Source organism: Streptomyces sp. NPDC057099, from assembly GCF_042671245.1.
Classification (GTDB): domain Bacteria; phylum Actinomycetota; class Actinomycetes; order Streptomycetales; family Streptomycetaceae; genus Streptomyces; species Streptomyces purpurascens.
In genome coordinates this window covers 44,378-67,867 of the sequence record NZ_JBHUTX010000043.1, presented here as the reverse complement: position 1 = coordinate 67,867, position 23,490 = coordinate 44,378, and the positions used below count along the sequence as shown (strand labels likewise).

25 protein-coding genes are annotated in these 23,490 nt (G+C 69.4%); 17 read left to right on the top strand and 8 right to left on the bottom strand.

Features of this window, described 5'->3' with window-relative positions:
• Nucleotides 1-157: 157 nt before the first annotated feature.
• Nucleotides 158-1,807, top strand: a complete 1,650-nt coding sequence (locus ACFT4A_RS34010; RefSeq protein WP_382838027.1) for a phospho-sugar mutase — start codon at nt 158-160, stop codon at nt 1,805-1,807.
• Nucleotides 1,808-1,863: 56 nt separating this feature from the next.
• On the opposite strand, the gene ACFT4A_RS34005 is transcribed toward ACFT4A_RS34010, so the two are convergent.
• Complete coding sequence (locus ACFT4A_RS34005) at nt 1,864-2,547, bottom strand: PH domain-containing protein (protein ID WP_382838025.1); 684 nt, start codon at nt 2,545-2,547, stop codon at nt 1,864-1,866.
• A gap of 111 nt (nt 2,548-2,658) precedes the next feature.
• Between ACFT4A_RS34005 and deoC the strand changes: the two genes are divergently transcribed.
• The 8 genes from deoC (at nt 2,659) to ACFT4A_RS33965 (ending at nt 10,010) form a co-directional block, all read left to right on the top strand.
• Nucleotides 2,659-3,621, top strand: a complete 963-nt coding sequence (gene deoC, locus ACFT4A_RS34000; protein ID WP_382838023.1) for a deoxyribose-phosphate aldolase — start codon at nt 2,659-2,661, stop codon at nt 3,619-3,621.
• Nucleotides 3,622-3,633: 12 nt separating this feature from the next.
• Nucleotides 3,634-5,073, top strand: coding sequence for an aldehyde dehydrogenase family protein (locus ACFT4A_RS33995; RefSeq protein WP_382838039.1), 1,440 nt, complete (start codon nt 3,634-3,636; stop codon nt 5,071-5,073).
• Entirely contained in the window at nt 5,066-5,974 is a 909-nt protein-coding gene (locus tag ACFT4A_RS33990; protein WP_382838021.1) for an aldehyde dehydrogenase family protein, read from the top strand. Before ACFT4A_RS33995 ends, ACFT4A_RS33990 begins: the two co-directional genes overlap by 8 nt.
• A gap of 599 nt (nt 5,975-6,573) precedes the next feature.
• On the top strand, nt 6,574-6,951 hold the full coding sequence (locus ACFT4A_RS33985) for a hypothetical protein (protein ID WP_382838018.1): 378 nt from the start codon (nt 6,574-6,576) through the stop codon (nt 6,949-6,951).
• 28 nt (nt 6,952-6,979) lie between these two features.
• Nucleotides 6,980-8,320 carry a putative T7SS-secreted protein gene (locus ACFT4A_RS33980; RefSeq protein WP_382838015.1) on the top strand — a complete coding sequence of 447 codons (1,341 nt, stop codon included), beginning with the start codon at nt 6,980-6,982 and terminating at the stop codon, nt 8,318-8,320.
• 13 nt (nt 8,321-8,333) lie between these two features.
• The gene (locus tag ACFT4A_RS33975) at nt 8,334-8,747 is read left to right on the top strand and encodes a hypothetical protein (protein ID WP_382838012.1); all 414 of its coding nucleotides are present in this window, start codon (nt 8,334-8,336) and stop codon (nt 8,745-8,747) included.
• Nucleotides 8,737-9,396 carry a hypothetical protein gene (locus tag ACFT4A_RS33970; RefSeq protein WP_382838009.1) on the top strand — a complete coding sequence of 220 codons (660 nt, stop codon included), beginning with the start codon at nt 8,737-8,739 and terminating at the stop codon, nt 9,394-9,396. Before ACFT4A_RS33975 ends, ACFT4A_RS33970 begins: the two co-directional genes overlap by 11 nt.
• The gene (locus ACFT4A_RS33965) at nt 9,393-10,010 is read left to right on the top strand and encodes a hypothetical protein (protein ID WP_382838007.1); all 618 of its coding nucleotides are present in this window, start codon (nt 9,393-9,395) and stop codon (nt 10,008-10,010) included. Before ACFT4A_RS33970 ends, ACFT4A_RS33965 begins: the two co-directional genes overlap by 4 nt.
• Before the next feature lie 298 nt (nt 10,011-10,308).
• Here ACFT4A_RS33965 and ACFT4A_RS33960 read toward each other — a convergent pair whose 3' ends face one another.
• The 3 genes from ACFT4A_RS33960 to ACFT4A_RS33950 all read right to left on the bottom strand — a co-directional run bounded on the left by ACFT4A_RS33960 (nt 10,309) and on the right by ACFT4A_RS33950 (nt 13,254).
• Nucleotides 10,309-11,388, bottom strand: a complete 1,080-nt coding sequence (locus ACFT4A_RS33960) for a hypothetical protein (RefSeq protein ID WP_382838004.1) — start codon at nt 11,386-11,388, stop codon at nt 10,309-10,311.
• Nucleotides 11,385-12,038, bottom strand: a complete 654-nt coding sequence (locus ACFT4A_RS33955) for a hypothetical protein (protein WP_382838001.1) — start codon at nt 12,036-12,038, stop codon at nt 11,385-11,387. Before ACFT4A_RS33955 ends, ACFT4A_RS33960 begins: the two co-directional genes overlap by 4 nt.
• Before the next feature lie 469 nt (nt 12,039-12,507).
• Complete coding sequence (locus tag ACFT4A_RS33950; RefSeq protein WP_382837998.1) at nt 12,508-13,254, bottom strand: TetR/AcrR family transcriptional regulator; 747 nt, start codon at nt 13,252-13,254, stop codon at nt 12,508-12,510.
• Nucleotides 13,255-13,369: 115 nt separating this feature from the next.
• On the opposite strand from ACFT4A_RS33950, the gene ACFT4A_RS33945 reads away from it, so the two are divergent.
• Both ACFT4A_RS33945 and ACFT4A_RS33940 read left to right on the top strand, forming a co-directional pair.
• Nucleotides 13,370-13,966, top strand: coding sequence for an NADPH-dependent FMN reductase (locus ACFT4A_RS33945; RefSeq protein ID WP_382837995.1), 597 nt, complete (start codon nt 13,370-13,372; stop codon nt 13,964-13,966).
• A complete protein-coding gene (locus tag ACFT4A_RS33940; protein ID WP_382837992.1) occupies nt 13,963-15,486 on the top strand; it encodes an MDR family MFS transporter in 1,524 nt (507 codons plus the stop codon). The genes ACFT4A_RS33945 and ACFT4A_RS33940 overlap by 4 nt, the downstream gene beginning before the upstream one ends.
• A 1-nt stretch (nt 15,487) precedes the next feature.
• Here the strand turns inward: ACFT4A_RS33940 and ACFT4A_RS33935 are convergent, their stop codons facing one another.
• Nucleotides 15,488-15,889, bottom strand: a complete 402-nt coding sequence (locus tag ACFT4A_RS33935; RefSeq protein WP_382837989.1) for a hypothetical protein — start codon at nt 15,887-15,889, stop codon at nt 15,488-15,490.
• 56 nt (nt 15,890-15,945) lie between these two features.
• Here ACFT4A_RS33935 and ACFT4A_RS33930 point away from each other — a divergent pair, with 56 nt between their 5' ends.
• Complete coding sequence (locus ACFT4A_RS33930) at nt 15,946-16,650, top strand: uridine kinase (RefSeq protein WP_382837986.1); 705 nt, start codon at nt 15,946-15,948, stop codon at nt 16,648-16,650.
• Between the two features lie 204 nt (nt 16,651-16,854).
• On the opposite strand, the gene ACFT4A_RS33925 is transcribed toward ACFT4A_RS33930, so the two are convergent.
• Nucleotides 16,855-17,604 (bottom strand): SigE family RNA polymerase sigma factor, encoded by a 750-nt coding sequence (locus ACFT4A_RS33925; protein ID WP_382837983.1) that lies wholly within the window; start codon nt 17,602-17,604, stop codon nt 16,855-16,857.
• 237 nt (nt 17,605-17,841) lie between these two features.
• Here ACFT4A_RS33925 and afsQ1 point away from each other — a divergent pair, with 237 nt between their 5' ends.
• From afsQ1 to ACFT4A_RS33900, 5 genes are all read left to right on the top strand, one after another.
• Nucleotides 17,842-18,519, top strand: coding sequence for a two-component system response regulator AfsQ1 (gene afsQ1 / locus ACFT4A_RS33920; protein WP_097219620.1), 678 nt, complete (start codon nt 17,842-17,844; stop codon nt 18,517-18,519).
• The gene (locus tag ACFT4A_RS33915) at nt 18,516-20,120 is read left to right on the top strand and encodes an ATP-binding protein (protein WP_382837982.1); all 1,605 of its coding nucleotides are present in this window, start codon (nt 18,516-18,518) and stop codon (nt 20,118-20,120) included. Before afsQ1 ends, ACFT4A_RS33915 begins: the two co-directional genes overlap by 4 nt.
• Nucleotides 20,120-20,740: a hypothetical protein gene (locus ACFT4A_RS33910; RefSeq protein WP_382837979.1), complete on the top strand. Its 621-nt coding sequence runs from the start codon at nt 20,120-20,122 to the stop codon at nt 20,738-20,740. Before ACFT4A_RS33915 ends, ACFT4A_RS33910 begins: the two co-directional genes overlap by 1 nt.
• Before the next feature lie 98 nt (nt 20,741-20,838).
• Nucleotides 20,839-21,423 carry a VanZ family protein gene (locus tag ACFT4A_RS33905; protein WP_382837977.1) on the top strand — a complete coding sequence of 195 codons (585 nt, stop codon included), beginning with the start codon at nt 20,839-20,841 and terminating at the stop codon, nt 21,421-21,423.
• A 64-nt stretch (nt 21,424-21,487) separates the two neighbouring features.
• The gene (locus ACFT4A_RS33900) at nt 21,488-21,700 is read left to right on the top strand and encodes a PspC domain-containing protein (protein WP_184591126.1); all 213 of its coding nucleotides are present in this window, start codon (nt 21,488-21,490) and stop codon (nt 21,698-21,700) included.
• Nucleotides 21,701-21,785: 85 nt separating this feature from the next.
• On the opposite strand, the gene ACFT4A_RS33895 is transcribed toward ACFT4A_RS33900, so the two are convergent.
• Nucleotides 21,786-22,112, bottom strand: coding sequence for an ATP-binding protein (locus ACFT4A_RS33895; RefSeq protein WP_382837975.1), 327 nt, complete (start codon nt 22,110-22,112; stop codon nt 21,786-21,788).
• 142 nt (nt 22,113-22,254) lie between these two features.
• A complete protein-coding gene (locus tag ACFT4A_RS33890; RefSeq protein WP_382837973.1) occupies nt 22,255-23,412 on the bottom strand; it encodes an adenosine deaminase in 1,158 nt (385 codons plus the stop codon).
• Between the last annotated feature and the right edge of the window lie 78 nt (nt 23,413-23,490).

Here is a 23,490-nt window from a genome sequence, read left to right as displayed (position 1 = left end):
ACCAACTGCCTGGCCGCCCCCCCCCCCGGCCGGCCGCGCGGCCCCCCCCCCCCCCCCGACGCGGCCCCGACCCACGACGAAGCCGCAGGCGCGACACGCACCCCCACCCCCACCCGCACAGGCCGCCCACCGACAACCGAGAGGCTGAGACCCGACCGTGCACGACGAACTCATCGCACAGGCCCAGGCGTGGCTCACCGAGGACCCCGACCCGGACACCCGCACCGAGCTCGCCCGCCTCATCGACGCCCAGGACCACACCGAACTCGCCGCCCGCTTCACCGGCACCCTCCAGTTCGGCACCGCCGGCCTCCGAGGCGAACTCGGCGCCGGCCCCATGCGCATGAACCGCTCGGTCGTCATCCGCGCCGCCGCGGGCCTCGCCGCGTACCTCAAGAAGCAGGGCCACGACAACGGCCTCGTCGTCATCGGCTACGACGCCCGCCACAAGTCAATCGACTTCGCCCTGGACACCGCCGCCGTCATGACCGGCGCCGGCCTCCGCGCCGCAGTCCTCCCCCGCCCCCTCCCCACCCCCGTCCTCGCCTTCGCCATACGGCACCTCGGCGCGGTCGCCGGCGTAGAGGTCACGGCCAGCCACAACCCACCCCGCGACAACGGCTACAAGGTCTACCTGGGCGACGGCTCCCAGATCGTCCCCCCGGCCGACATCGACATCGCGGCAGAGATCGCCGCCATCGAGTCCCTCACCACCGTCCCCCGCCCCACCCACGGCTGGGACACCCTCGACGACAGCGTCCTCGACGCCTACCTCACCCGCACCGACGCCGTCCTGGCCCAGGGTTCCCCCCGCACGGCCCGCACGGTGTACACGGCGATGCACGGCGTGGGCAAGGACGTCCTCCTCGCGGCCTTCGCCCGCGCGGGCTTCCCCACCCCGGACCTCGTCACGGAACAGGCCGACCCCGACCCGGACTTCCCGACCGTCGCGTTCCCCAACCCGGAGGAACCCGGCGCGATGGACCTGGCGTTCGCCAAGGCCCGCGAAACCACCCCCGACCTGATCATCGCCAACGACCCGGACGCGGACCGCTGCGCCGTCGCAGTACGAGACGGAAACGGCAACGACCCCGACACCGACTGGCGCATGCTCCGAGGCGACGAGGTCGGCGCCCTCCTGGCCGCCCACCTGGTCCACCGCGGAGCGACCGGCACCTTCGCGGAGTCGATCGTCTCGTCCTCCCTCCTCGGCCGTATCGCCGAGAAGGCGGGCCTCCCCCACGTGGAGACCCTCACCGGCTTCAAGTGGATCGCCCGCGCCGAGGGCCTGCGCTACGGCTACGAGGAGGCCCTCGGCTACTGCGTGGACCCCGAAGGCGTACGTGACAAGGACGGCATCACCGCCGCCCTCCTGATCACGGAACTGGCGTCACGGCTCAAGTCGGAGGGCCGCACCCTCCTGGACCTCCTCGACGACCTGGCCGTGGAACACGGCCTGCACGCCACGGACCAGCTGTCGGTCCGCGTGGAGGACCTCTCCCTCATCGCCGCCGCGATGAACCGCCTGCGCGAACAGCCCCCGACGGAACTCGCCGGCCTCCCCATCACCCGCACCGACGATCTCACCCAGGGCACGGAAACCCTCCCGCCCACCGACGGCCTGCGCTACACGCTGGACGGCGCCCGGGTCATCGTCCGCCCGAGCGGCACGGAGCCGAAGCTGAAGTGCTACCTGGAGGTCGTGATCCCGGTCGCGTCACACGCCGACCTCCCCACGGCCCGAGCACAGGCGACGACGCTGCTGGAGTCGATCAAACGCGACCTCTCGAAGTCAGCAGGCATCTGACCACAACAAAAGGGGCGCCCCTCCCCGGGGGCGCCCCAGCAGGCAAAACCCTGCCCCTACCCCACAGCCAGCAGAATCGCGACAAGCACCGCCCCGGCAACCGCCGGCCCCACCACCTCATAGGCCCACCGCACGGTCACCTCACCCTGCGCCGTCTCCGCCCGGTGCCGCGCCTCATGCAACCCCTTCAGCTCATCCATGATCCGGTCGGTCTCCGCCCGCGTGGGCCCCTCGGGCTCCGGACCACCGCCACCACCGAGGCCCTGCCCCGCACGCATCCCGAGCGCACTGCCACGCCCCTCGTCCCGCCCCACGGCCCGCCGTGCCTGCGCGGTCGCCCGCATCTCACGCCGGGCCGCCTTCTTGCGGGCGCGCAGCGACACGGGGACGGCCCACAGCTGGTACTTGGCGCCGGACTCGGTGAGGATCTCGTTCGAGTAGGCGGACCTCAGCGCGGCGACCTGCCCCCAAGGCAGCACGATGACGCGGAAGGGATTGCGGATCCGCAGCCGGTCGTCGCCGGCGTACACGGCAGGCCGCAGGGTGAAGGCGACGACGAGCGGCACCCCGAGCAGCAGCAGCGCGAGCGCCAGCCACTGCGTGCGCCCCTCCCCCGACACGAGCGCGTCGATGCCGAGCCACCCGGCGATGGCGAGCAGCAGCACACCACCGGCGATGGCCGGGACCGACCGGTAGACCCGGTCCTTGGACTCGGGCGACTGGGACTCGGGACTCGTCATGCCTCGATTCTGCCGGACTCCGACACCCCCACCCCCGGCACCCCGTCCCCACCCAGGACAACCCCGGGGCTGTACAGCCGCTACGCGCGTAGATATGCTCGTCTGGTGACCATGCCCAGTTCTGCACTCACCGCAGCTCACCCCCTCAAGGACGTCACCTCGTCCGACAGCGCGCTGCGCCGCTTCCTCCACGGGCTCCCCGGGGTCGACGCGGTCGGACTCGAGGGACGTGCGGCCTCCCTCGGTACGCGCTCGATCAAGACGACAGCGAAGGCGTACGCCATCGACCTCGCCATCTCGATGGTCGACCTGACGACGCTGGAAGGCGCGGACACCCCGGGCAAGGTCCGGGCGCTCGGCGCCAAGGCGGTCAAGCCCGACCCGACGGACCGTTCGACGCCCGGCACGGCAGCGGTCTGCGTCTACCCCGACATGGTGGCCGTGGCCAAGGAGGCCGTCGCCGGCTCCGATGTGAAGGTCGCCTCCGTCGCCACGTCGTTCCCGGCGGGCCGCGCCCCGCTCACCATCAAGCTGGCCGATGTCCGCGAGGCCGTCGCCGCGGGTGCCGACGAGATCGACATGGTCATCGACCGCGGCGCGTTCCTCGCGGGCCGGTATCTGAAGGTGTACGACGAGATCACCGCCGTCCGCGAGGCCTGCGGGACCTCCGCACGCCTGAAGGTCATCTTCGAGACGGGCGAGCTGTCCACGTACGACAACATCCGCCGCGCGAGCTGGCTCGGGATGCTGGCGGGCGCGGACTTCATCAAGACCTCCACCGGCAAGGTCGCGGTGAACGCCACCCCGGCCAACACCCTCCTCATGCTGGAGGCCGTCCGCGACTTCCGCGCCCAGACCGGTATCCAGGTCGGTGTGAAGCCGGCCGGCGGCATCCGCACCACCAAGGACGCCATCAAGTTCCTCGTCCTGGTCAACGAGACCGCGGGCGACGACTGGCTGGACAACCACTGGTTCCGCTTCGGCGCCTCCTCGCTGCTGAACGACCTCCTGATGCAGCGCCAGAAGCTGGCCACCGGCCGCTACTCCGGCCCCGACTACGTGACGGTGGACTGAGACCCCATGAGTATGGAAAACGTGGCATTCGCCTACGCCCCGGCCCCCGAGTCCCGCGCGGTCGTCGACATCGCGCCCTCGTACGGCCTGTTCATCGACGGTGAGTTCACCGAGGCGGCCGACGGCAAGGTCTTCAAGACGGTCAGCCCCTCCTCCGAAGAGGTCCTCTCCGAGGTCGCCCAGGCGGGCGAGGCGGACGTGAACCGCGCCGTCCAGGCCGCCCGCAAGGCCTTCGAGAAGTGGTCGGCGCTCCCGGGCGCGGAGCGCGCGAAGTACCTCTTCCGCATCGCCCGCATCATCCAGGAGCGCTCCCGCGAGCTGGCCGTCCTGGAGACCCTCGACAACGGCAAGCCGATCAAGGAGACGCGCGACGCGGACCTGCCCTTGGTCGCCGCGCACTTCTTCTACTACGCGGGCTGGGCCGACAAGCTCGACCACGCCGGCTACGGCGCGAACCCGAGGCCGCTCGGTGTGGCGGGCCAGGTCATCCCCTGGAACTTCCCGCTCCTGATGCTGGCGTGGAAGATCGCCCCGGCGCTCGCGACGGGCAACACGGTCGTCCTGAAGCCGGCCGAGACGACGCCCCTCTCGGCGCTGTTCTTCGCGGACATCTGCCGCCAGGCCGGTCTCCCCAAGGGCGTCGTCAACATCCTCCCCGGCTACGGTGACACGGGCGCCGCGCTGGTGGCCCACCCGGACGTGAACAAGGTCGCCTTCACCGGCTCCACGGCCGTCGGCAAGGAGATCGCGCGCACGGTCGCCGGCACCCGCAAGAAGCTCACGCTGGAACTGGGCGGCAAGGGCGCCAACATCGTCTTCGACGACGCCCCGATCGACCAGGCCGTCGAGGGCATCGTGAACGGCATCTTCTTCAACCAGGGCCAGGTCTGCTGCGCCGGCAGCCGCCTCCTGGTGCAGGAGTCGATCCAGGACGAGCTGCTCGACTCCCTCAAGCGCCGCCTGTCGACGCTCCGCCTCGGCGACCCGCTCGACAAGAACACCGACATCGGAGCGATCAACTCCGAGGAGCAGCTCACGCGCATCACCTCCCTCGTCGAGCAGGGCGAGGCGGAGGGCGCCGAGCGCTGGTCGCCGGCCTGCGAACTCCCGGAGAGCGGCTACTGGTTCGCCCCGACGCTCTTCACGAACGTCACCCAGGCGCACCGGATCGCCCGCGACGAGATCTTCGGCCCGGTGCTGTCGGTCCTGACCTTCCGCACCCCGGACGAGGCCGTCGCCAAGGCCAACAACACGCAGTACGGCCTCTCCGCCGGCATCTGGACGGAGAAGGGCTCGCGCATCCTGGCGGTCGCGAACAAGCTCCGCGCGGGTGTCGTCTGGTCCAACACGTTCAACAAGTTCGACCCCACCTCGCCGTTCGGCGGCTACAAGGAGTCGGGCTTCGGCCGCGAGGGCGGCCGCCACGGCCTGGAGGCGTACCTCGATGTCTGATCGGCTCAACGTCCTGAAGACCTACAAGCTGTACGTCGGCGGGAAGTTCCCGCGTTCCGAGAGCGGCCGGGTGTACGAGGTGACGGCGAAAACATCAGCCGCTGGCGCGGCGGGCAAGGGCAAGTGGCTGGCGAACGCACCGCTGTCCTCCCGCAAGGACGCCCGTGACGCGGTCGTCGCGGCCCGCAAGGCGTTCGGCGCCTGGTCCGGCGCGACGGCGTACAACCGCGGCCAGGTCCTCTACCGCGTCGCCGAGATGCTGGAGGGCCGCCGCGACCAGTTCACGCGTGAGGTGGCCGACGCGGAGGGCCTGTCGAAGTCCAAGGCGGCGGCGGTCGTGGACGCGACGATCGACCGCTGGGTCTGGTACGCGGGCTGGACCGACAAGATCGCCCAGGTGATCGGCGGCGGCAACCCGGTGGCGGGCCCGTTCTTCAACCTGTCCTCCCCCGAGCCGACGGGCGTGGTCGCGGTGCTGGCGCCCCAGGAGTCGTCCTTCCTGGGCCTGGTCTCGGTGGTGGCCCCGGTCATCGCCACCGGCAACACGGCGATCGTGGTGGCCAGCGAGAAGTCCCCGCTCCCCGCCCTGTCCCTGGCCGAGGTCCTGGCCACCTCGGACGTCCCCGGCGGCGTGGTCAACGTCCTCTCGGGCCGTACGGCCGAGATCGCGACCCCGCTCGCCTCCCACCAGGACGTCAACGCGATAGACCTCGCGGGCGCCGACGAGGCCCTCGCGAAGGAACTGGAGATCGCGGCGGCCGACAACCTCAAGCGCGTCCTCCGTCCACAGCCTGTGGATTACTCGGAGACACCGGGCACCGACCGCATGACGGCGTTCCTGGAAACGAAAACGGTCTGGCACCCCACGGGGTCACTGGGCGCGTCGGGTTCCTCGTACTAGACGCCCCCTCCCGATACGGAAGCCCCGACCCTCCTCCGTCCAGAAGGGCCGGGGCTTCTCTCGCGTGCACGCGGTCCCGCTGTTCGCTCCCTACACCGCGCCGGGGGACTTCGCGCACCTCGCGCAGCAGCCGTATGACACCCCAGGCCTGGATGGCGCTGGGGCGACGGCCGAAGAGTTCGCGATAGTTGCCCTCTCCCGCCTCGGTCATGGTGCGGGACTTGAAGTCGCGCTCCCTATGCACTGCATGGCGTGCGCGATGGCGCTGCCCGTCTGCGCTCCGTTGACCACGCCGGTGACCTCCAGGAAGAAGCCCGCACCTGCCCCGGGTACCAACGCCCCGTTGCCCCTTCTTCTGCACGCGGGTCCGAGTAACAGCTGTTCCTCCCGTTTCGACGAACAGCCCTACTGCATTGCTGTGGGCCGTGCACCGCTTCTCAGGGCACAACCTATGCAGTCGGGGCCCGCAGGCGCACAGGCCGCAGAACAACTACCTCCGTAGGGTTCCCCTGGCGCCACCGGCAGCCTCGCCACTACTGTCAACTCTCTTAACGAAACCTTTGCCGCACGCAGGGTTCCGCCGTGACGCACCACTCGCCGTGGCCGTGGCGAACACTGACTACGGCGAGCAGTGGCAGACCTGCTGGACTGACGTCAAGGACAGCAAAGAAAAAACGGGGTACTACATGTCGGATTTGGTTGTCGACTTCGACCTGCTCAGCACATCAGCGAAGCAACTCAATGCGATCCAAACCGAGTTCCGGAATCTTGGCGAGTGGAAGGACGACATCAAGTCGGTGGTCGGAGCTCCGGGCCTCAAGGACGCCATGACTGACTTCATCGACAACTGGGACGACAACCGCAAACGCCTGCTCGAATCACTGGAAACCGTGGGGAAGATGGTGGAAGGCACTAGAGATGCCTTCAAGGGCCTTGATGACGAATTGGCCAAGGCCGGCAAGAAGAAGAGCAAGTAGGCGTTGACTGCTTTCTAGGGGGACAAGCATGGCACGGCCCAAGGACTGGCATCCGCTGCGCGAAAGCGATCCGGTGCCCGGAGACCCCGAGGGGGTCCGCGGCCAGGTGAAGCACATGAAGAAGATCGCAGAGTATCTGCGCACACAGGCAGCTGCTCTCACGGCGATGGCCGACGCCGACAACCTCAAGGGCCAGTATGCCGAAAAGCTGGGCGAGGAGTCTCGCGGGTTGGGACGCAAGCTCGACGAGGCAGAAGACCGTTACCGCGAGGTGAAGGGGCACCTGTCCAACTGGGCCGATGAGCTGGAGGAGTTCCAGAAAAAGGCTGACAAGGCCCTCGCAGACGCCAAAGAGGCCCAGCGTGTCATCGACAGCCACGCCGCAAAGGCCGACGACAAGCCGAAATCAGGCAAAGGCGAGGAGAAGAAGGAACCCGGCGACTCTCCAGAGGAAGATCCGGCGCTCAGGAGAGCCAAGGACGACCTCGAAGACGCGCGCAAGCGACTGACCACCGCAGAAGGCGACTACACCGAGCGGTCCAACCACTTCGCAGGGAAGATCCGGGCCTCCATCGACGATGACATGAAGGACAGTTGGTGGACTGACTTCAAGGCGGCGGTGGCCGACGCCGAGTGGCTCAAGGATTGGACCGAAAGACTGAGCTGGTTTGCCACCGCGTTCGGCGTCATCGCCATGTTCATCCCTGTCGTGGGATGGATCGCGCTTGGTCTGACCATCGCCGTGACGCTGTCCCACATCACGTTGGCGGCAACCGGAAACGGCTCATGGTTCGACGTCGTCATGGATATCGGTGCACTCAAGATGGCACGCAACGGCCTCAAAGCGGCCAAGGCCATCAAGACACTTCAGCAGAGTTCCCGTAAGGCGGCAGGCGGCTTGGCCGACGACGGCGCCAAGGCCGGGGCAGCCGCAGCCAACGCCGGGGCGCGCAAGACCGCGTCAAGGGCCGCTCGGAAGCGTGGAGGCACGTCAAGCAGCAACCGGAACGCGGCGCGCGCCAGAAAGTTGCGTATGGAAGCTGAGAACCGTGCGGCGGGCAAGCGGGCGGCTGATGAGGTGCGGGACGCCGACCTGCCCGAGGTCAGACTGCGGGAGAAGGCGGGCACCATCGGCGACGCCAAGCTCAGCCAGCAGATGAAGGACATCAAGAAGTGGCGGGACGAGTACCCGGACAACCCCACTCTCGCGGACAACGCCGCCCAGGCCCAGCGGCACCAGAACACGCTCCAGGGCTCATGGGCAGTCGGCACCGGCCTCGACCTGGGCGACAAGTTCGGAGACGATGTGTCGGACGGCGAGTACAGCAGGATGAAGGGGCGCATGGAGGCGCCGGTGGGACAATGGTGAGAGAAGAAACACGATGACCAAGGACACGGAATCCCGCGAGGATTCAAGGTTGGAACAGAGGCGCATCGACAGGTCGCTCACGGCCTTGAAGATCATCTTGGTGATCGCGATCGTTCGCTTGCTGGCCGGGCCGGCGACCAAGGATTTCCTGGGACGCTCGGTGGTGGAGCTGCCGACCTGGGAGTGGTCGCTGTGCGCCGTTACCCCACTCGCCCTACTTTTCGTCTATCGCAGCCCGGAAAACTGGAAACTGCTGTCCTATGACGACATCTACCTGAAGTCGGCGGCTGGTCTCTACCTTTTTTACGCGGCCGCTTTCGTTGCGTTTCAAGGTGGTTGGGTCATCTGGCTCGCTGTCGTCGCCTCGCTGGGAACGTTCCTCGGGATCTGGTGGCTGAATCGCAGGGAGCGCTTGAGTGCCCACTGAACAGACCGAGTCGACACGGGCAGCAAGCGCGTCCGTTACTGGCTACCGGCTCATCCTCCCGGACGACTGGGCCCAGATCCCCCTGCGGCACGGAACGGAGGAAGCTGTTCGCCGCATCCTCGACGAAGCCTTCAGCCGCATTCCGCCCGGGTCGCCGGAGGACAAGATCGGCCCTTACAAACGTGAACTGGAACGCCGGTTCCGTGCCGCTGTCGGTCGGGCACAGGAAGGGAAGGCCCTTGACCTGTACTTGCCGGTGAGGTCGGTGGGCAATGCCAACTTGGGCGCTTCCATTGTCGTATCGGAAAGCCGGCTCCCACACCGTCGTGGGCAGGCCGCTCACAGCGAACCCACCGACGTGGCCATGCAGCTGCTGTCCAGCGACGGAGCAGAGAACGCCGACCTGAGCTCAGGCGAGCTCGACGGTGCTCTCGCCGTTCGCCGAGAGCACATCGCAGACGCCGACCGGGGCGCAGCGCTTGGCTCGCGTCGCGTGGAGTACGTCGTGTCCGTGCCGGACGACCCTGACCGCTGGTTCGCGGCTGCCTTTTCTACGGTCGGCGGCGGTGATCCGCGGGACGAGCTGGCCGAGGCCCTCGTCGAATGGTTCGATGCCGTCATGGCTACTCTCCGCTGGAGGCGTGGGTGAGCGAGCCGTTCTTCCCTGTGATCGACATCGAGTACATCGACCCCTACCCCTGGACGGTCATCCCGCCCCGTGACGGGGAGGTCGGCCCGTTCGAAGAGTGGGACGACATCCAGGCGTGGTGCCGTGAGGAAGCCGAGGACCTGTGGCTGGACCGCGAGCTGGATCCGGGGCCGAACGGCATCGGCTTCGTTGCCGGCACGCTCGCGCACTGTGCCGAGGCCTTCTCCCCGCCCGGCACCGACCACTGGCTGTTCCTCCACCGCGATCACCCCACTGACCTGCCGCTCCCCGTGTTCGCGGCGATCGGTCCGTCGTCGGGGCCACGCGAGGAAACGCTGCGTACGTTGACCTTGGCTGACGACCCTCAAGCGGTGGAGCCACCAGTGGTGAAGCGCTTCAAAGCCAAGAGGCTCGGCGAAGGTCTCACCACCTTCCGCTACATGAACCCGGACGTCTCTCCGCATCTGCTCGCCTGCGCACGTTACGCATGGCGAGTCGAGGAGCACCGCGCCGATGTCGTGATGTGGACGGCTACCGAAGACATCGCCCGCATACTGCAGGCCGCGCAGGATTTGGAACAACTGGCGCACTCACTGGCGATCTACGACCCCTGAGCAACGCAGCCCCACCGCGGCGAGAGGCCCGGCGCGAACCACGGGATCGCTGGGCCGTCGCCCGACTCAAGCTCGCCTTCTGGCGCCGGCAGACGTCGCGGCAGCCGGACCGCGCTGATGACGGCCTTCGCAAAGGGGCGGTGGTGATATGAAATCGTCAGCCAGCTTGGCAACTGCCTCCGGATATCCGGCAGCTGGAGCCCTGGTGACAAACTCTTGATCACGTCGAGATCGTCGCTCCTGGTGCCGGCTAGCACGCCACCTCCCACGGTCAACGCGCCTGCCTGGTACCGACTCCTCAGCGGTTGACGGCCTGGATCTCCTGGACAGTCATGTCCTGCTTGGTCTCGAAGGTGCCGTCCGGCAGGTCGCCCTGCGCGCCGCCGGACCCTTCCCACGAGATCTGCCACGTGATCGACGCCGTCAACTGGTACGGCTGGCCGTTGCTCGCACGGAGGTACCTGATGCCGCACGGCGGTGTCTTGCCGGCTTCACCACTGGCATACGGGGTGCCGATGGAGCCATCGTCGTTGATCCTGCAGTCACCGGAAGCCGGGTAGGTCTCGGCATCCTCCGTGCCCGGCTCCAGGTGCAGGGCGATCGGCTTGGCGGTGGTCTCAGCCCAGACCCCCGCCGCCTCCAGCTCGGCTCGAACCTGAACCTCCTTGAAAGCGGCCTTGTCCAGCCATACCCAAGTCGGGAGGTTCACTGTGGACTTGACGGCGGGCTTCAGTTCGACCTCGGTGTCAGGAACCTTGATCTCGTCGTAAGCGTAGGAGGCAAGGATGTCGGGGGTAGGTGCGTGCGCGTTGTCGGGGAGGGCTCCGGCGTCCTGCCAGAACAGCAACTTGTCGCAGTTGTACGCCTCCGGGTCGTACTTGCGGGATTCGTTGACGACTCCACGCCAGAAGCTGCCGGCCTTGCCGAGGTTGAAGTTCTTGTAACTCTCATACCCGTCTGACTGCTTCGCACCCTTCTTGTAGTGGTCGACCATGAGGTCGGGACCCCACCCCAGCGAAGGCGTCACCAGAATCGTTGCTGACGCGCCCCTGCCCTGCTCGAGGAGTTCAACGCCGTTCTTCAACTGCTCCGGCGTGGCAACCGGCTCATACCAGCACGCGGGAGGATGCCAGTTCGGATCCACAGGAGCCAGTGCCTTGGCAGCGGCCCCTGAGGTGCCGCCGCTGACCTGTGTGACCTTGATCCTAGTGTCAGTGGCCTCGGCGGTCAGTGTGTTGCCGGACGCGTCACCCACGGGGGTCTTGCCAGGTGGGTGATCCTCGTCCGTGCCAAAGGCGTACGCCGATGCCGGGAAGACAACGACACCACTGATGAGGGCAGTGACCAGTACAGGAAGGGCTCGGTTCGCAGTCCTCACTGACCGCACCCTCCCCGCTCCGTCTCGAGCGACTTGGTTTTCCATACGCCTTGCGGTGTCTCTTCCAACGTGGTGCGGTACTGCAGAACGGGGTTCACACCGTCTGGCGTGCCCTCCACTTCCTTCGTCCTACGGTCCTTGGTGTAGCCCTTGCCTTCGTCCACGCAGTAGAAGAGCACACCTCCGCCCGTATCGGAGATGGTGACCTGGGGGTTGAAGATCCTGGCCTCGCCGATCAGAGTGTGGTCGTTCTTCACATACCCCTGGATCCATGTCCGCGCCGAGGTGAGCGCCTGCCCGGTGCTGTAGAAGCTCACCGCCTCTGATGCCGGCTCCGCATCGATGACCGCGAGATACTCCGCCTTCAGTCGCTCCCGGCCATCGTTCAGGATCGCCTGCTTCTTCGGATCGCTGTTCGTCCAGTTCTCGAAGTTCGCCTGGAACTCCTTGGGGAGCGTGATCTCCGGCCGCTTGACACCGTCAGATGCCGCTGAGGCGGAGGGACTTGCCGAAGCAGCCCCTCCGTCGATGCCCGTCCCCTTGATCTTGTCCGAGGACGAGTCGTCACCTCCTCCCGAACCGCATGCGGTCAGCATCAGGGCTGCGGATGCGGTGAGTACGGCTGTTGCGAGCCGGCCGGGGCGATTCACTCTGGACTCCTGACGAGGCGGGGGGGTAACGCGAGCAAAGCAAAGCTATCCGCGGGGCCCGCGAGAAACCACTTGGGTCCCCACGGGATCCGGCCAACTGGGGTCACATATCGACCCGGTGCACTGTGGAGCGGGGTCGACCGGGACGTGGCGACGGCCGTTCCGGCTGGGCGGACTATGACGTCCCCCTCGAGCATCCGCCCGTGGCTTCAGCTGCTGGCCAGGCGCGGCTTCGCCGTCCCGCAGCGACCCGGCGTGCGGCTGCGGACTGGCCGACGCATTCGCCCATCCCGAGCCGGAGTGCTGCGCATCAGCGACCCCGAGGGGCGAACCCGACGTCCCGGGCCGGGCGAGTGGGCCGCACGGCGTTCGCGTCCGGTAAGAACATGCCAAGACCACCACCCCTCGATACGGAAGCCCCGGCCCTTCCCCGTCAGGGGGCCTGGGGCTTCTCCGTAGGCGGCCTCGCTCAGATCCCGAGGCTCTGCGCGATGCCGTCCAGCACGCAGTCGAGGCCGAACGCGAACTCCCAGGCCCGGTCGTCCTTGCGGGACGCGCTGAGGGCGTACTGCTCGTACGTCGGGTAGCGGCCCGTGCTCATCAGGTAGACCATCTGCGGGGCCAGCGCCTGGCGGGTCTCGTCGCCGCTGGTCCAGCCGTGGCGTTCCTGGTACTCCCGCATGGCGATCTCGGTCTGGGCGGACCCGTGCACGAAGGAGGTGACGGCCCGGAAGGCGGCCATCACCGAGTCGGCGTCCAGGCCGCAGACGGCGAGCGCGGCCAACTGCCGCTCCGCCACGGTCATCCGCGACGGCGTCAGCGCGATCACCGGCGTGGGCATGACCGCCATCCACGGATGGGCGAGCATCAGCTCCCGTGTCTGGAGGGCGTAGGAGCGCAGTACGTCCCGCCAGTCCGTCGCCCCGTCCGGCACGGTCAGCTCCCGGGACACCCGGTCGATCATGAGCGCCCAGAGGTCGTCCTTGCCGTCGACGTGCCGGTAGGCGGCCATGGGCGCGACGCCGAGCTTCGTGGCGAGGCGGCGCATGGTGACGGCCGCGCCGCCCTCCTCGTCGGCGATCTCGACCGCGGCGGCGGCGATCCGCTCCAGGGTCAGTGAGGTGCGAGGGGCCGGGGCGGGCCGCTCCATGCGCTCCCAGAGGGAGGGCGCCTCCGCCCCGTTCTCCTCGCCCTCCTTCTTCTTCGCGACCGCCATGGTCCGCTCCTCCCGGTCGAATGTCGCGTACAGCGTATCTCCAGTAGACGGCGTACACATCAATGTGTACGTTGTACGCACAGAAGATACGCCGTACACATCCAGGGGGAGACCCATGCCCGCCACCACCGAACCGCTCCGCGTCGCCGTCCTCGTCGGCTCGACCCGGGAGGGACGCTTCGCGCCGGTCGTGACGAAGTGGCTGACCGGCCACCTCGATGAGCGCGACGACCTGCGCGCCGATGTCGTCGACCTCGCGGAGACGCCGCTGCCGACGGTGTTCCCGGCCTTCGGCCGGCAGCCGCCGCCCGGCACCGAGGAGCAGCTGGCCCTCGTGTCACCACGGCTCGCGGCGGCCGACGCCTTCGTCCTCGTCACGCCCGAGTACAACCACAGTTTCCCGGCGTCCCTGAAGAACGCGATCGACTGGCACGGCGAGGAATGGCACGGCAAGCCGGTCGGCTTCGTCTCCTACGGCGGCCTGTCCGGCGGCCTGCGCGCGGTGGAGCAGCTGCGGGTCGTCATGGCCGAGGTGAACGCCACGACCATCCGCAACACCGTCAGCTTCCACAACGCCTGGAGCCGCTTCGACGAGGACGGCACCTGCACGGAACCCGCCGCCGACACGGCCGCGAAGGCCCTGCTCGACCAGCTCGCCTGGTGGGGCCACGCCCTGCGGGACGCCAAGTCCGTCCGCGACTACGTCGCATGACCGGGGAGACCACGGCCTCGCCCGCGAGCACGGCACATCCGGCCCGGCCGGACGCCCCGCCCTCCCGGCTCGTCGTCCTCGGCCTGCTGCTCGGCATCGTGCTCGCCACGCTCGACGGAACCGTCGTCGGCACCGCACTGCCCACCATCGTCGGCGACCTGGGCGGCCTCGACCACCTGTCCTGGGTGATCACGGCCTATCTGCTCACCACCGCCGTCTCCACCCCGATCTGGGGGAAACTCGGCGACCTGTACGGCCACAAGGGCAGCTACCTCACCTCCATCACCGTGTTCCTCGCCGGTTCCGTGCTCTGCGGACTCGCCCAGGACATGGGGCAGTTAATTGCCTTCCGGGCCTTTCAGGGCATCGGCGCGGGCGGCCTCTTCGTGGGCGCGCTCGCCCTCATCGGCACCCTGCTCACCCCGGCGGAGGCCGGGCGGGCCCAGTCACTGATCGGGGTGCTGCTGCCCGCCGCGATGATCGGCGGCCCCCTGGTCGGCGGCTTCCTCACCGACCAGCTCGACTGGCGCTGGGTGTTCTACGTCAACGTCCCGGTCGGCGCGGTGGCGCTCGCCCTGATCGGCTTCGGGGTGCGACCGCGGGCCACCCGGGTCAAGGCCCGGATCGACCTGGCCGGGGCCGGGCTGCTGACGGGCGCGATCCTCGCCCTGACCCTCCTCGCGAGCTGGGCCGGGACGACGTACGCCTGGTCCTCGCCGCAGATCCTCGGGCTCGCCCTGGTCTCCGCGGTCGCGCTGGCCGCCTTCGTCCGGGTCGAACGGCGTGCCCCGGAACCGGTGATCCCGCCCCGGCTGTTCCGCGACCGCAACTTCTCGGTGGCACAGGTACTCAGCTTCGTCACGGGTGCGGCCATGCTGGCGGCGGCGAGCTATCTGCCCCAGTACCTGCAGTTCGTACGGGACATGTCGTCCACCGAGAGCGGACTGCTGCTGCTTCCGTTGATGCTGGGCATGATCGCCGCCCAGCTCGTCATCGGCCGGCGGGTCGGCGACGGCGGGCGCTACCGCGGCTACCCCATCGCGGGCGGTGCGCTGGCCGCGGCGGGGGCGCTGGCCCTGCTGACGCTCGACACGGCCACGACGGCACCGGTCGCCTCCGGCCTGACGCTGGCGCTGGGCGTGGGCATCGGCTGTCTGATGCAGCCGACGATGCTCATCACGATGAACAGCGCGGAACCACGCGACATGGGCGCGGCCAGTGGCACCCAGACCTTGCTGCGCACCATCGGCGGCTCGCTCGGCGTCGCCGTCCTCGGCTCCGTCTACACCGGCCGGCTCACGGCCGCGGTCACGGACCGGCTCGGTGCCGAGGGCGCCCGGCTGACGGGCGGTGAGCTGACCCCCGAGGCGCTGCGGGACCTGCCGGAGCCGGTCCGGCACGCCTTCCGGGCGGGCGTGGTGGACGGATTGCACGGTGTCGCGCTCGGCACGGCCGTCCTGTGCGCCGTGGCGTTCGCGGTGTCCTGGCTGGTCCGGGAGGTCCCGCTGCGGGGCCGTTGAACTACCCCGAGACCAGCCTGGTGACCTGGCTCAGCACCAGGGCGTCCCCGACCGACGGCGCCTGGGCCACCGGGCCCGTCACCTCCTTGGAATCCACCGGCTTGAAGTCGGCGACCTCGGTGCCGACGCCGTTGTCGAGCGGGTCGACTCCCGTGCCGGCGAGGGGATTGGGCTTGAGGCCCGTCGCCGTGCCGGTGGCGTAGGCGAGGGTGTCGCTCGCGGCCTGGAGGCCTGCCCGGGTGTCGGTCGTTCCCGGGGAGGTGTGGATCACGTCCAGGACCGAGCCGGTCCCCGCCGCGGCCGACGCCGCCCCCGCACCCGCCCCCAGTGCCACTCCCGCGGTCGCGAGGACGGCCAGGGCACGCTGGACGGTCGGCTTCTTGGGTGAGACGTGTCGGGCCATCACTGCCACCTTTTGACGCTCTGGGTCATCGGAACGACACGAAGGGTAGTTGAGATGTGACGCGCGCATCAAAGGCGACCCGCGGGGTCGTACGACCCCCGATGCATGCCTCACACTGGTGTCCCGTGAGTTCCCCTCTGCCCATACCGACGCGAGTCGTGCTGCTCTGCGGCCCTTCCGGCTCCGGCAAGTCCCTCCTCGCGGCCCGCTCCGGCCTTCCGGTGCTGCGGCTCGACGACTTCTACAAGGAGGGCGACGACCCGACTCTGCCTTCGGTGGAGGGGAGTTCGGACATCGACTGGGACCATCCGGACTCCTGGGACGCGGACACGGCCGTCACCGCGATCACCCAGCTCTGCCGCACGGGCCGTACGGCCGTCCCCGTCTACGACCTCTCGCTCAGCGCCCGCACCGGCGAGGAGACGGTCGAGATCGGACGGACCCCGTTGTTCCTCGCGGAGGGCATCTTCGCCGCGGAGATCGTCACGCGCTGCCGGGAACTGGGCGTCCTGGCCGACGCGCTGTGCCTGAGCCGCGGCCCGGTGAAGACGTTCCGCCGACGCTTCCTGCGGGATCTGAGGGAGGGCCGCAAGTCGGTGCCGTTCCTGCTGCGCCGCGGCTGGCGCCTGATGCGCCAGGAGCGCTCGATCGTGGCCCGCCAGACCGCGCTGGGCGCGTACGCCTGTGACCGCGACGAGGCGATGGGCCGGCTGGCGGCCGCCGCGGCGGGCCGGTGCGCGAGTCTCCGTACGGCGGCCTGAGACACGAGAACGAGAGAAGCGGGACTGGACGGACCCCCCGGCCCTCCAGTCCCGCTCTTGTGTTCCCCCGTGGTGCTCCCCCCTGGGTGCTCCCCCGTTTCCTCCCCCTCGTTTCCCCCGTGTCCCCACTCTCCTGAGGAGACGCCCCCCAGCGCCTCCGCAGTCCCCCGTGGGCCCCCTTTTGTGGTGCTCCCCCCCGAACCTTCAGGCCACGAGCTCGCCGAAGGCGTCTTCCTCGTCACGGCCGAAGCTGAGGACCTCGTCCTCGCGCAGCCGGCGGAGCGACCGCCAGATGCTGGACTTCACCGTGCCGACACTGATGTCGAGGATCTCCGCGATCTCCGGGTCCGTGCGGCCCTCGTAGTAACGAAGGACCAGCATGGTGCGCTGGAGTTCGGGGAGCCGGGCGAGCGCCTGCCACAGGACGGCGCGCAGCTCGGTGCCGCGCATCGCGTCCGTGTCACCGGCGGTCTCCGGCAGTTCCTCGGTCGGGTATTCGTTCAGCTTGCGGCGGCGCCACGCGCTGATGTGCAGGTTGGTCATGGTGCGGCGGAGGTATCCGCCGACCGCCGCCTTGTCACTGATCCGTTCCCACGCCCGGTAGGTCGAGAACAGCGCGCTCTGCAGCAGGTCCTCCGCCTCGAAGCGGTCGCCGGTGAGGTGGTAGGCGGTGGCGTACAGGGAGGCGCGGCGCTCCTGGACGTAGGCGGTGAACTCCGCCTCCGACAGCGAACGGCGCTCCCCCGAGTCCTCCCTGTACGCGGCTCCCCCGTGAGCCCCCTTGTTGATCTCCCCCGTCGGTGCGTCGACCACCGTCATGTAACCGGTGTGCTGACGCCCGGTGCCGCGAGCGCACCCCCGCCCGCTCACGGCACCGGACTTCTCGGAACCCCGGTGCACGTCGTGCAGACGCGTGATCACTGCGCTGGTGCTGATGCCGTGCAGCGTGTTCATCTCGCGCCCCCCGTCGTGGACTTCCGGTGTGCGGCCCGCCGCTCGGGCGGGCTTCCTTGCCTGTGCCGAGAAGCTTGCCTCGGCACTTTCATCGCCGTGTCCGCCGACTGTCACAGGCCTGTCACAGGGGTCGGCCACAGGACGAGCACGGCTCGTACACAGGTGTCGGCGGTAGGCGCGGCGCTGATCTCGGCCCACAGGTCGAACCACGCCCCCCTCATGGGCCAGAATGAGCCCGTGCCTTCCCTGTTGCTGATCGAGGACGACGACGCCATCCGGACGGCCCTGGAGCTCTCACTGACGCGCCAGGGTCACCGCGTGGCGACCGCTGCCAGTGGTGAGGACGGTCTGAAGCTGCTGCGCGAGCAGCGGCCGGATCTGATCGTGCTGGATGTGATGCTGCCCGGCATCGACGGGTTCGAGGTGTGCCGGCGCATCCGGCGCACGGACCAGTTGCCGATCATCCTGCTGACCGCGCGCAATGACGACATCGACGTGGTGGTCGGGCTGGAGTCCGGCGCCGACGACTATGTCGTCAAACCGGTCCAGGGGCGGGTGCTCGACGCCCGGATCCGGGCCGTGCTGCGGCGTGGCGAGCGGGAGTCCAACGACGCGGCGTCGTTCGGCAGCCTCGTCATCGACCGCTCGGCGATGACCGTGACCAAGAACGGCGAGGACCTCCAGCTCACGCCGACCGAGCTGCGGCTGCTGCTGGAGCTGAGCAGGCGGCCGGGTCAGGCGCTGTCCCGGCAGCAGCTGCTGCGGCTGGTGTGGGAGCACGACTACCTGGGTGACTCGCGGCTCGTGGACGCCTGTGTCCAGCGGCTGCGCGCCAAGGTCGAGGACGTCCCGTCGTCCCCGACGCTGATCCGTACCGTGCGGGGTGTCGGCTACCGGCTGGACGCGCCTCAGTGACACAGGCGCACCAAGGGGGGGCCCGCGGCTGGACCGGGGCGCGCAAGGGAGCTCTGTCGCGGCTGCGCTTCACCAGCCTGCGGCTGAGGCTGGTCGTCGTCTTCGGCCTGGTGGCCCTGACGGCCGCCGTGTCCGCGTCCGGGATCGCGTACTGGCTCAACCGCGAGGCGGTCCTCACCCGTACGCAGGACGCCGTGCTGCGCGACTTCGAGCAGGAGATGCAGAACCGGGCGGGCGCGCTGCCCGAGCGGCCGACGCAGGACGAGTTGCAGCACACCGCGGGCCAGATGGCGGGCAGCGACCAGCGCTTCAGCGTGCTGCTGGTCGCCGGCGACGCCGACGGCAGGACCGTCTACGGCAGCTCCGGCGGGCTGAGCGGCTTCTCGCTGCGGGACGTGCCGGCCTCGCTGCGCACGGCGGTGAACAAGACGCAGAAGGTCGACGGGGCCAACAAGCACCCGTACCACCTGTACTGGCAGCGGGTCATAGACCACGACACGCCGTATCTCGTGGCCGGGACGCGGGTGATCGGCGGCGGCCCGACCGGCTACATGCTCAAGTCGCTGGAACCGGAGGCGAAGGATCTGAACTCGCTCGCCTGGTCGCTGGGAATCGCCACGGGACTCGCGCTGATCGGCTCGGCGCTGCTCGCGCAGGCCGCCGCGACGACGGTGCTGAAGCCCGTGCAACGGCTCGGGACGGCCGCACGGCGGCTCGGCGAGGGCAAGCTGGACACCCGGCTGCGGGTGTCCGGGACCGATGAACTCGCCGATCTGTCACGGACGTTCAACTACGCGGCCGAGGCGCTGGAGAAACGGGTCGAGGACATGGCCGCGCGGGACGAGGCGTCCCGGCGGTTCGTCGCGGACATGAGCCATGAACTCCGTACCCCCCTCACCGCGATCACCGCCGTGACGGAGATCCTGGAGGAGGAGCTGGAGGCGGAGACCGGGAGCATGGACCCGATGATCGAGCCCGCCGTCCGGCTGGTGGTCAGCGAGACGCGGCGGCTGAACGACCTGGTCGAGAACCTGATGGAGGTCACCCGCTTCGACGCGGGCACCGCCCGGCTCGTCCTGGACGACGTCGACATCGCCGACCAGATCACCGCGTGCATCGACGCGCGGGCCTGGCTGGACGCGGTCGAGCTGGACGCCGAGCGCGGTATCCACGCCCGCCTGGATCCGCGCCGCCTCGACGTGATCCTGGCCAACCTCATCGGCAACGCCCTCAAGCACGGCGGCTCCCCGGTGCGGGTCGTGGTCCGCGCGGACGACGACTCGCTCGTCATCGAGGTGCGGGACCACGGGCCCGGCATCCCCGAGGACGTGCTGCCGCATGTCTTCGACCGGTTCTACAAGGCCAGCGCCTCCCGGCCGCGCTCCGAGGGCAGCGGCCTGGGCCTGTCCATCGCCCTGGAGAACGCCCACATCCACGGCGGCGAGATCACCGCGGCCAACTCGGCCGACTCGGGCGCGGTGTTCACCCTGCGGCTCCCGCGCGGCACCTCCTCCTCGGCGGAGGAGACCGCGGAGGACGCGGAGGAGCCCGGGCCGGACGCCGACCGGAGCCGGGCCGAGGGCTCGAAGGGGGATGCCTGATGACCGTACGACGTCCTCGACGCCTGGCGGGGCTGGCCGGACTGCCCCTGCTCGCCGTCCTGCTGGCCGGCTGCGGGATCCGGGCCACGGAGGTGCCGACGAACTTCGGGCCCGCGCCCTCGCGGGTGCAGTGTTCGCTGGCGGAGCCGGATGTGTCGACGCAGGCCGCGCGGGGGCTGCCGGTGCAGGTGTTCCTGCTGTGCGGGTCCTCGCTGGTGACCGTCGACCGGACCGTACGGGTCCCGGACGGCGCGGCCGACTCCGAGCGCCGCATGCTGGTGGCGCAGGGCCTGCTGGACCAGCTCGCCGAGACCCCCTCGCCCGCCGAGAAGGAGGCCGGCTACAGCACGGACGTACGCGGCGGCATCACCGTGGGCGGGCCCCTGAAGGGCGACCCGGAGGAAACGCTGCGGCTGAGCACGGCGCCGGACAGCCTCACCTCGTACGCCCTGGCCCAGATCGTCTGCACCTTCTCCGACTCCGCCGCCGCCGAGGGCGACGGCTCCGTGGTCCTCGGCGGTCCCGGCCCCGAGTCCCCGCGCCGCTACGAGTGCACCGACGAGGTGCGGGCCCGCCCGGGCAGCACGGAACCGCCGTCCAAGGACGTGGCCGGCGAGTGAGGCCGCGGGCGGTCTCCGCCGGGCTGTGGCGCACGCCTCACACGCCTCCCGGGGGGCATCCCGGAACCGATCCTGCCGGAGGCCGCGTCTAGGGGGGCGTGCAGCGTCAAGGCTCCATCGGCGGCAGCGCCGAGTTCCGCATCCGTGTGACAGGAGGTGTCCTCCTCGTCGCACACCTCGCGCTCGTCGCCTGGTTCACGTTGCGGCCCTTGGAGGTGCCCTGGGTGATGCCCGCCAATCTGCGGCCGTTCGCCGGGATCCGGGCCGATCTCGCCCTGGGCTGGCCCGAGGCCGCCCGGCACATCGGCGAGAAGCTGGCCCTGCTCGCCCCGTTGGGGGTGCTGCTGCCGATGGTGAGCGGCAGGCTGGTCGTCTCGCCGCTGGCGTCCCTGCTGCGCGCCGTCGCGGCCGGTGCGCTGCTGTCGCTGGGCATCGAGCTGTTGCAGACCGGCGTGCCCGGTCAGGTCGTGGATGTCGACTCGCTGTTCCTGAACACCGCGGGCGTGGCCCTCGCGCACCTCGCGCTGGTCCCCGCGGGCCGCTCCTGGCTGCGTCGCCGCGCCACCGCGCCCCTGACCCGGGCGCCCCTCCCCCCGGAGGAGCCGGCTCAGGGTCGGACCCCGACGATTCCCAGGGTCGGGATCGCACCGTGGAGCGACGCTTTGCCCCCTTCGTCTCCGTAGCGTGGAGTGCAGATGGGGTACTCGGACGAAGAGACCTCGCACACCGACGCTGAAGGAGCCGCACATGTCCCGCCTCGCCCGCCCCACCCACGGCCGCATGATCGGCGGAGTGTGCGCCGCGCTGGCACGGCGCTTCGGCACCTCCACCACGACGATGCGGGTGATCTTCCTGGTCTCCTGCCTGCTGCCCGGCCCGCAGTTCCTGCTGTACATCGCGCTGTGGATCGTGCTGCCCTCGGAGGACAAGGTCCGGAACAAGGCCCAGACGGCCTGGTGACCGCCCGCCGCGGAAACGCCGATGGGGCGCACCCTGTGTCCAGGGGTGCGCCCCATCGGCGTGTGCGTCCGCACGGGCGGGAGGGTCAGGCGAGCGGAATGCCGTTCACCGGGAGCCCGCCGAGCAGCTTGGGGGCCGGGCCGTTCGGGCCCTGGGCGAGCAGCTGCCCGGCGACCGGCTGAGCGGCGGCGAGACCGGTACCGGCCAGGCTCTGCCCCTGGCCCACCGCCTCGCCCGAGCCCGCCGGCAGCGCCTGGGAGAGCTGCTCCGCCGGGAGCGCCTGGGTGACGCCCCCCAGTGCCTGGGTGGCGTCCGGAACGGCCGGGGCGGCGTTGGCGGCACCCGCACCGGTGGCGGCGAAGGCGGCACCGAGAGCGGCGACACCGAGGGACTTGGCAGCAGACTGCTTCATGAAAACGCGTCCTCGCAATGGGATGACGGGGTGTGTGAGCGGTGCGGCGACCGTAATCACGCGGCACCACCCGCCGCAAACATCGAAATGCGGACGGCTTGTGAACACCGTCCGCATTCCCTGTGTGCCATTTCCCGCCGGGTCAGCCCTCGGAATCCACAGAGCCGCTGGTCGAAGCGGTCTGCCGGAACAGCCATTCGGATTTCAGCTCGGCGTATCCCGGCTTGATCACGTCATTGATCATGGCCAGTCGTTCATCGAAAGGAATGAACGCTGATTTCATCGCATTGACTGAGAACCACTGCATGTCGTCGAGCGTGTAACCGAACGCCTCGACAAGGTGCTCGAATTCCCGGCTCATGCTGGTGTAGGACATGAGGCGATTGTCCGTATTTACGGTGGCCCTGAAATGCAGCCGGCGCAGCAGCCCGATGGGGTGTTCGGCGTACGAGGACGCCGCCCCGGTCTGGAGGTTGGAGCTGGGGCACAGCTCCAGCGGGATGCGCTTGTCCCGGACGTACGAGGCGAGCCGCCCGAGTTCGACCCGGCCGTCCTCGTGGACCTGGATGTCGTCGATGATCCGCACGCCGTGCCCGAGCCGGTCGGCGCCGCACCACTGGAGGGCCTGCCAGATGGACGGCAGTCCGAAGGCCTCGCCGGCGTGGATGGTGAAGTGGTTGTTCTCGCGCTTCAGATACTCGAAGGCGTCCAGGTGCCGGGTGGGCGGGTAGCCGGCCTCGGCACCGGCGATGTCGAACCCGACGACGCCCAGGTCCCGGTAGCGGTTGGCGAGTTCGGCGATCTCCAGGGCGCGTGCCGCGTGCCGCATGGCGGTGAGCAGGGCGCCGACGCGGATGCGGTGGCCGTTCTCCCCGGCGCGCCGCTCCCCTTCCCGGAAGCCCTCGTTGACGGCCTCGACCACCTCTTCGAGGCTCAGCCCGCCTTCGAGATGCTGCTCGGGGGCGTAGCGCACCTCGGCGTAGACGACGCCGTCCTCGGCGAGGTCCTCGGCGCACTCGGCGGCGACCCGGACCAGGGCGTCGCGGGTCTGCATGACACCGACGGTGTGGGAGAAGGTCTCCAGGTACCGCTCCAGGGAACCGGAGTCGGCGGCCTCGCGGAACCAGATGCCGAGCTTCTCCGGGTCGTTCTCGGGGAGCTGGGTGTAGGCGTTCTCGCGGGCGAGTTCGACGATCGTGGCGGGGCGCAGGCCGCCGTCGAGGTGATCGTGCAGCAGAACCTTGGGCGCCCGGCGGATCTGGTCCGGTGTCGGGGTGTTCGCGATGGTCTGGCTCGTCATTTCCGCACTCTAACTCCTACGCGCGTAGATGGCGCCTCTTCGGCCCCTTTACGTTTTCGTCGATACGTAACGGTGACC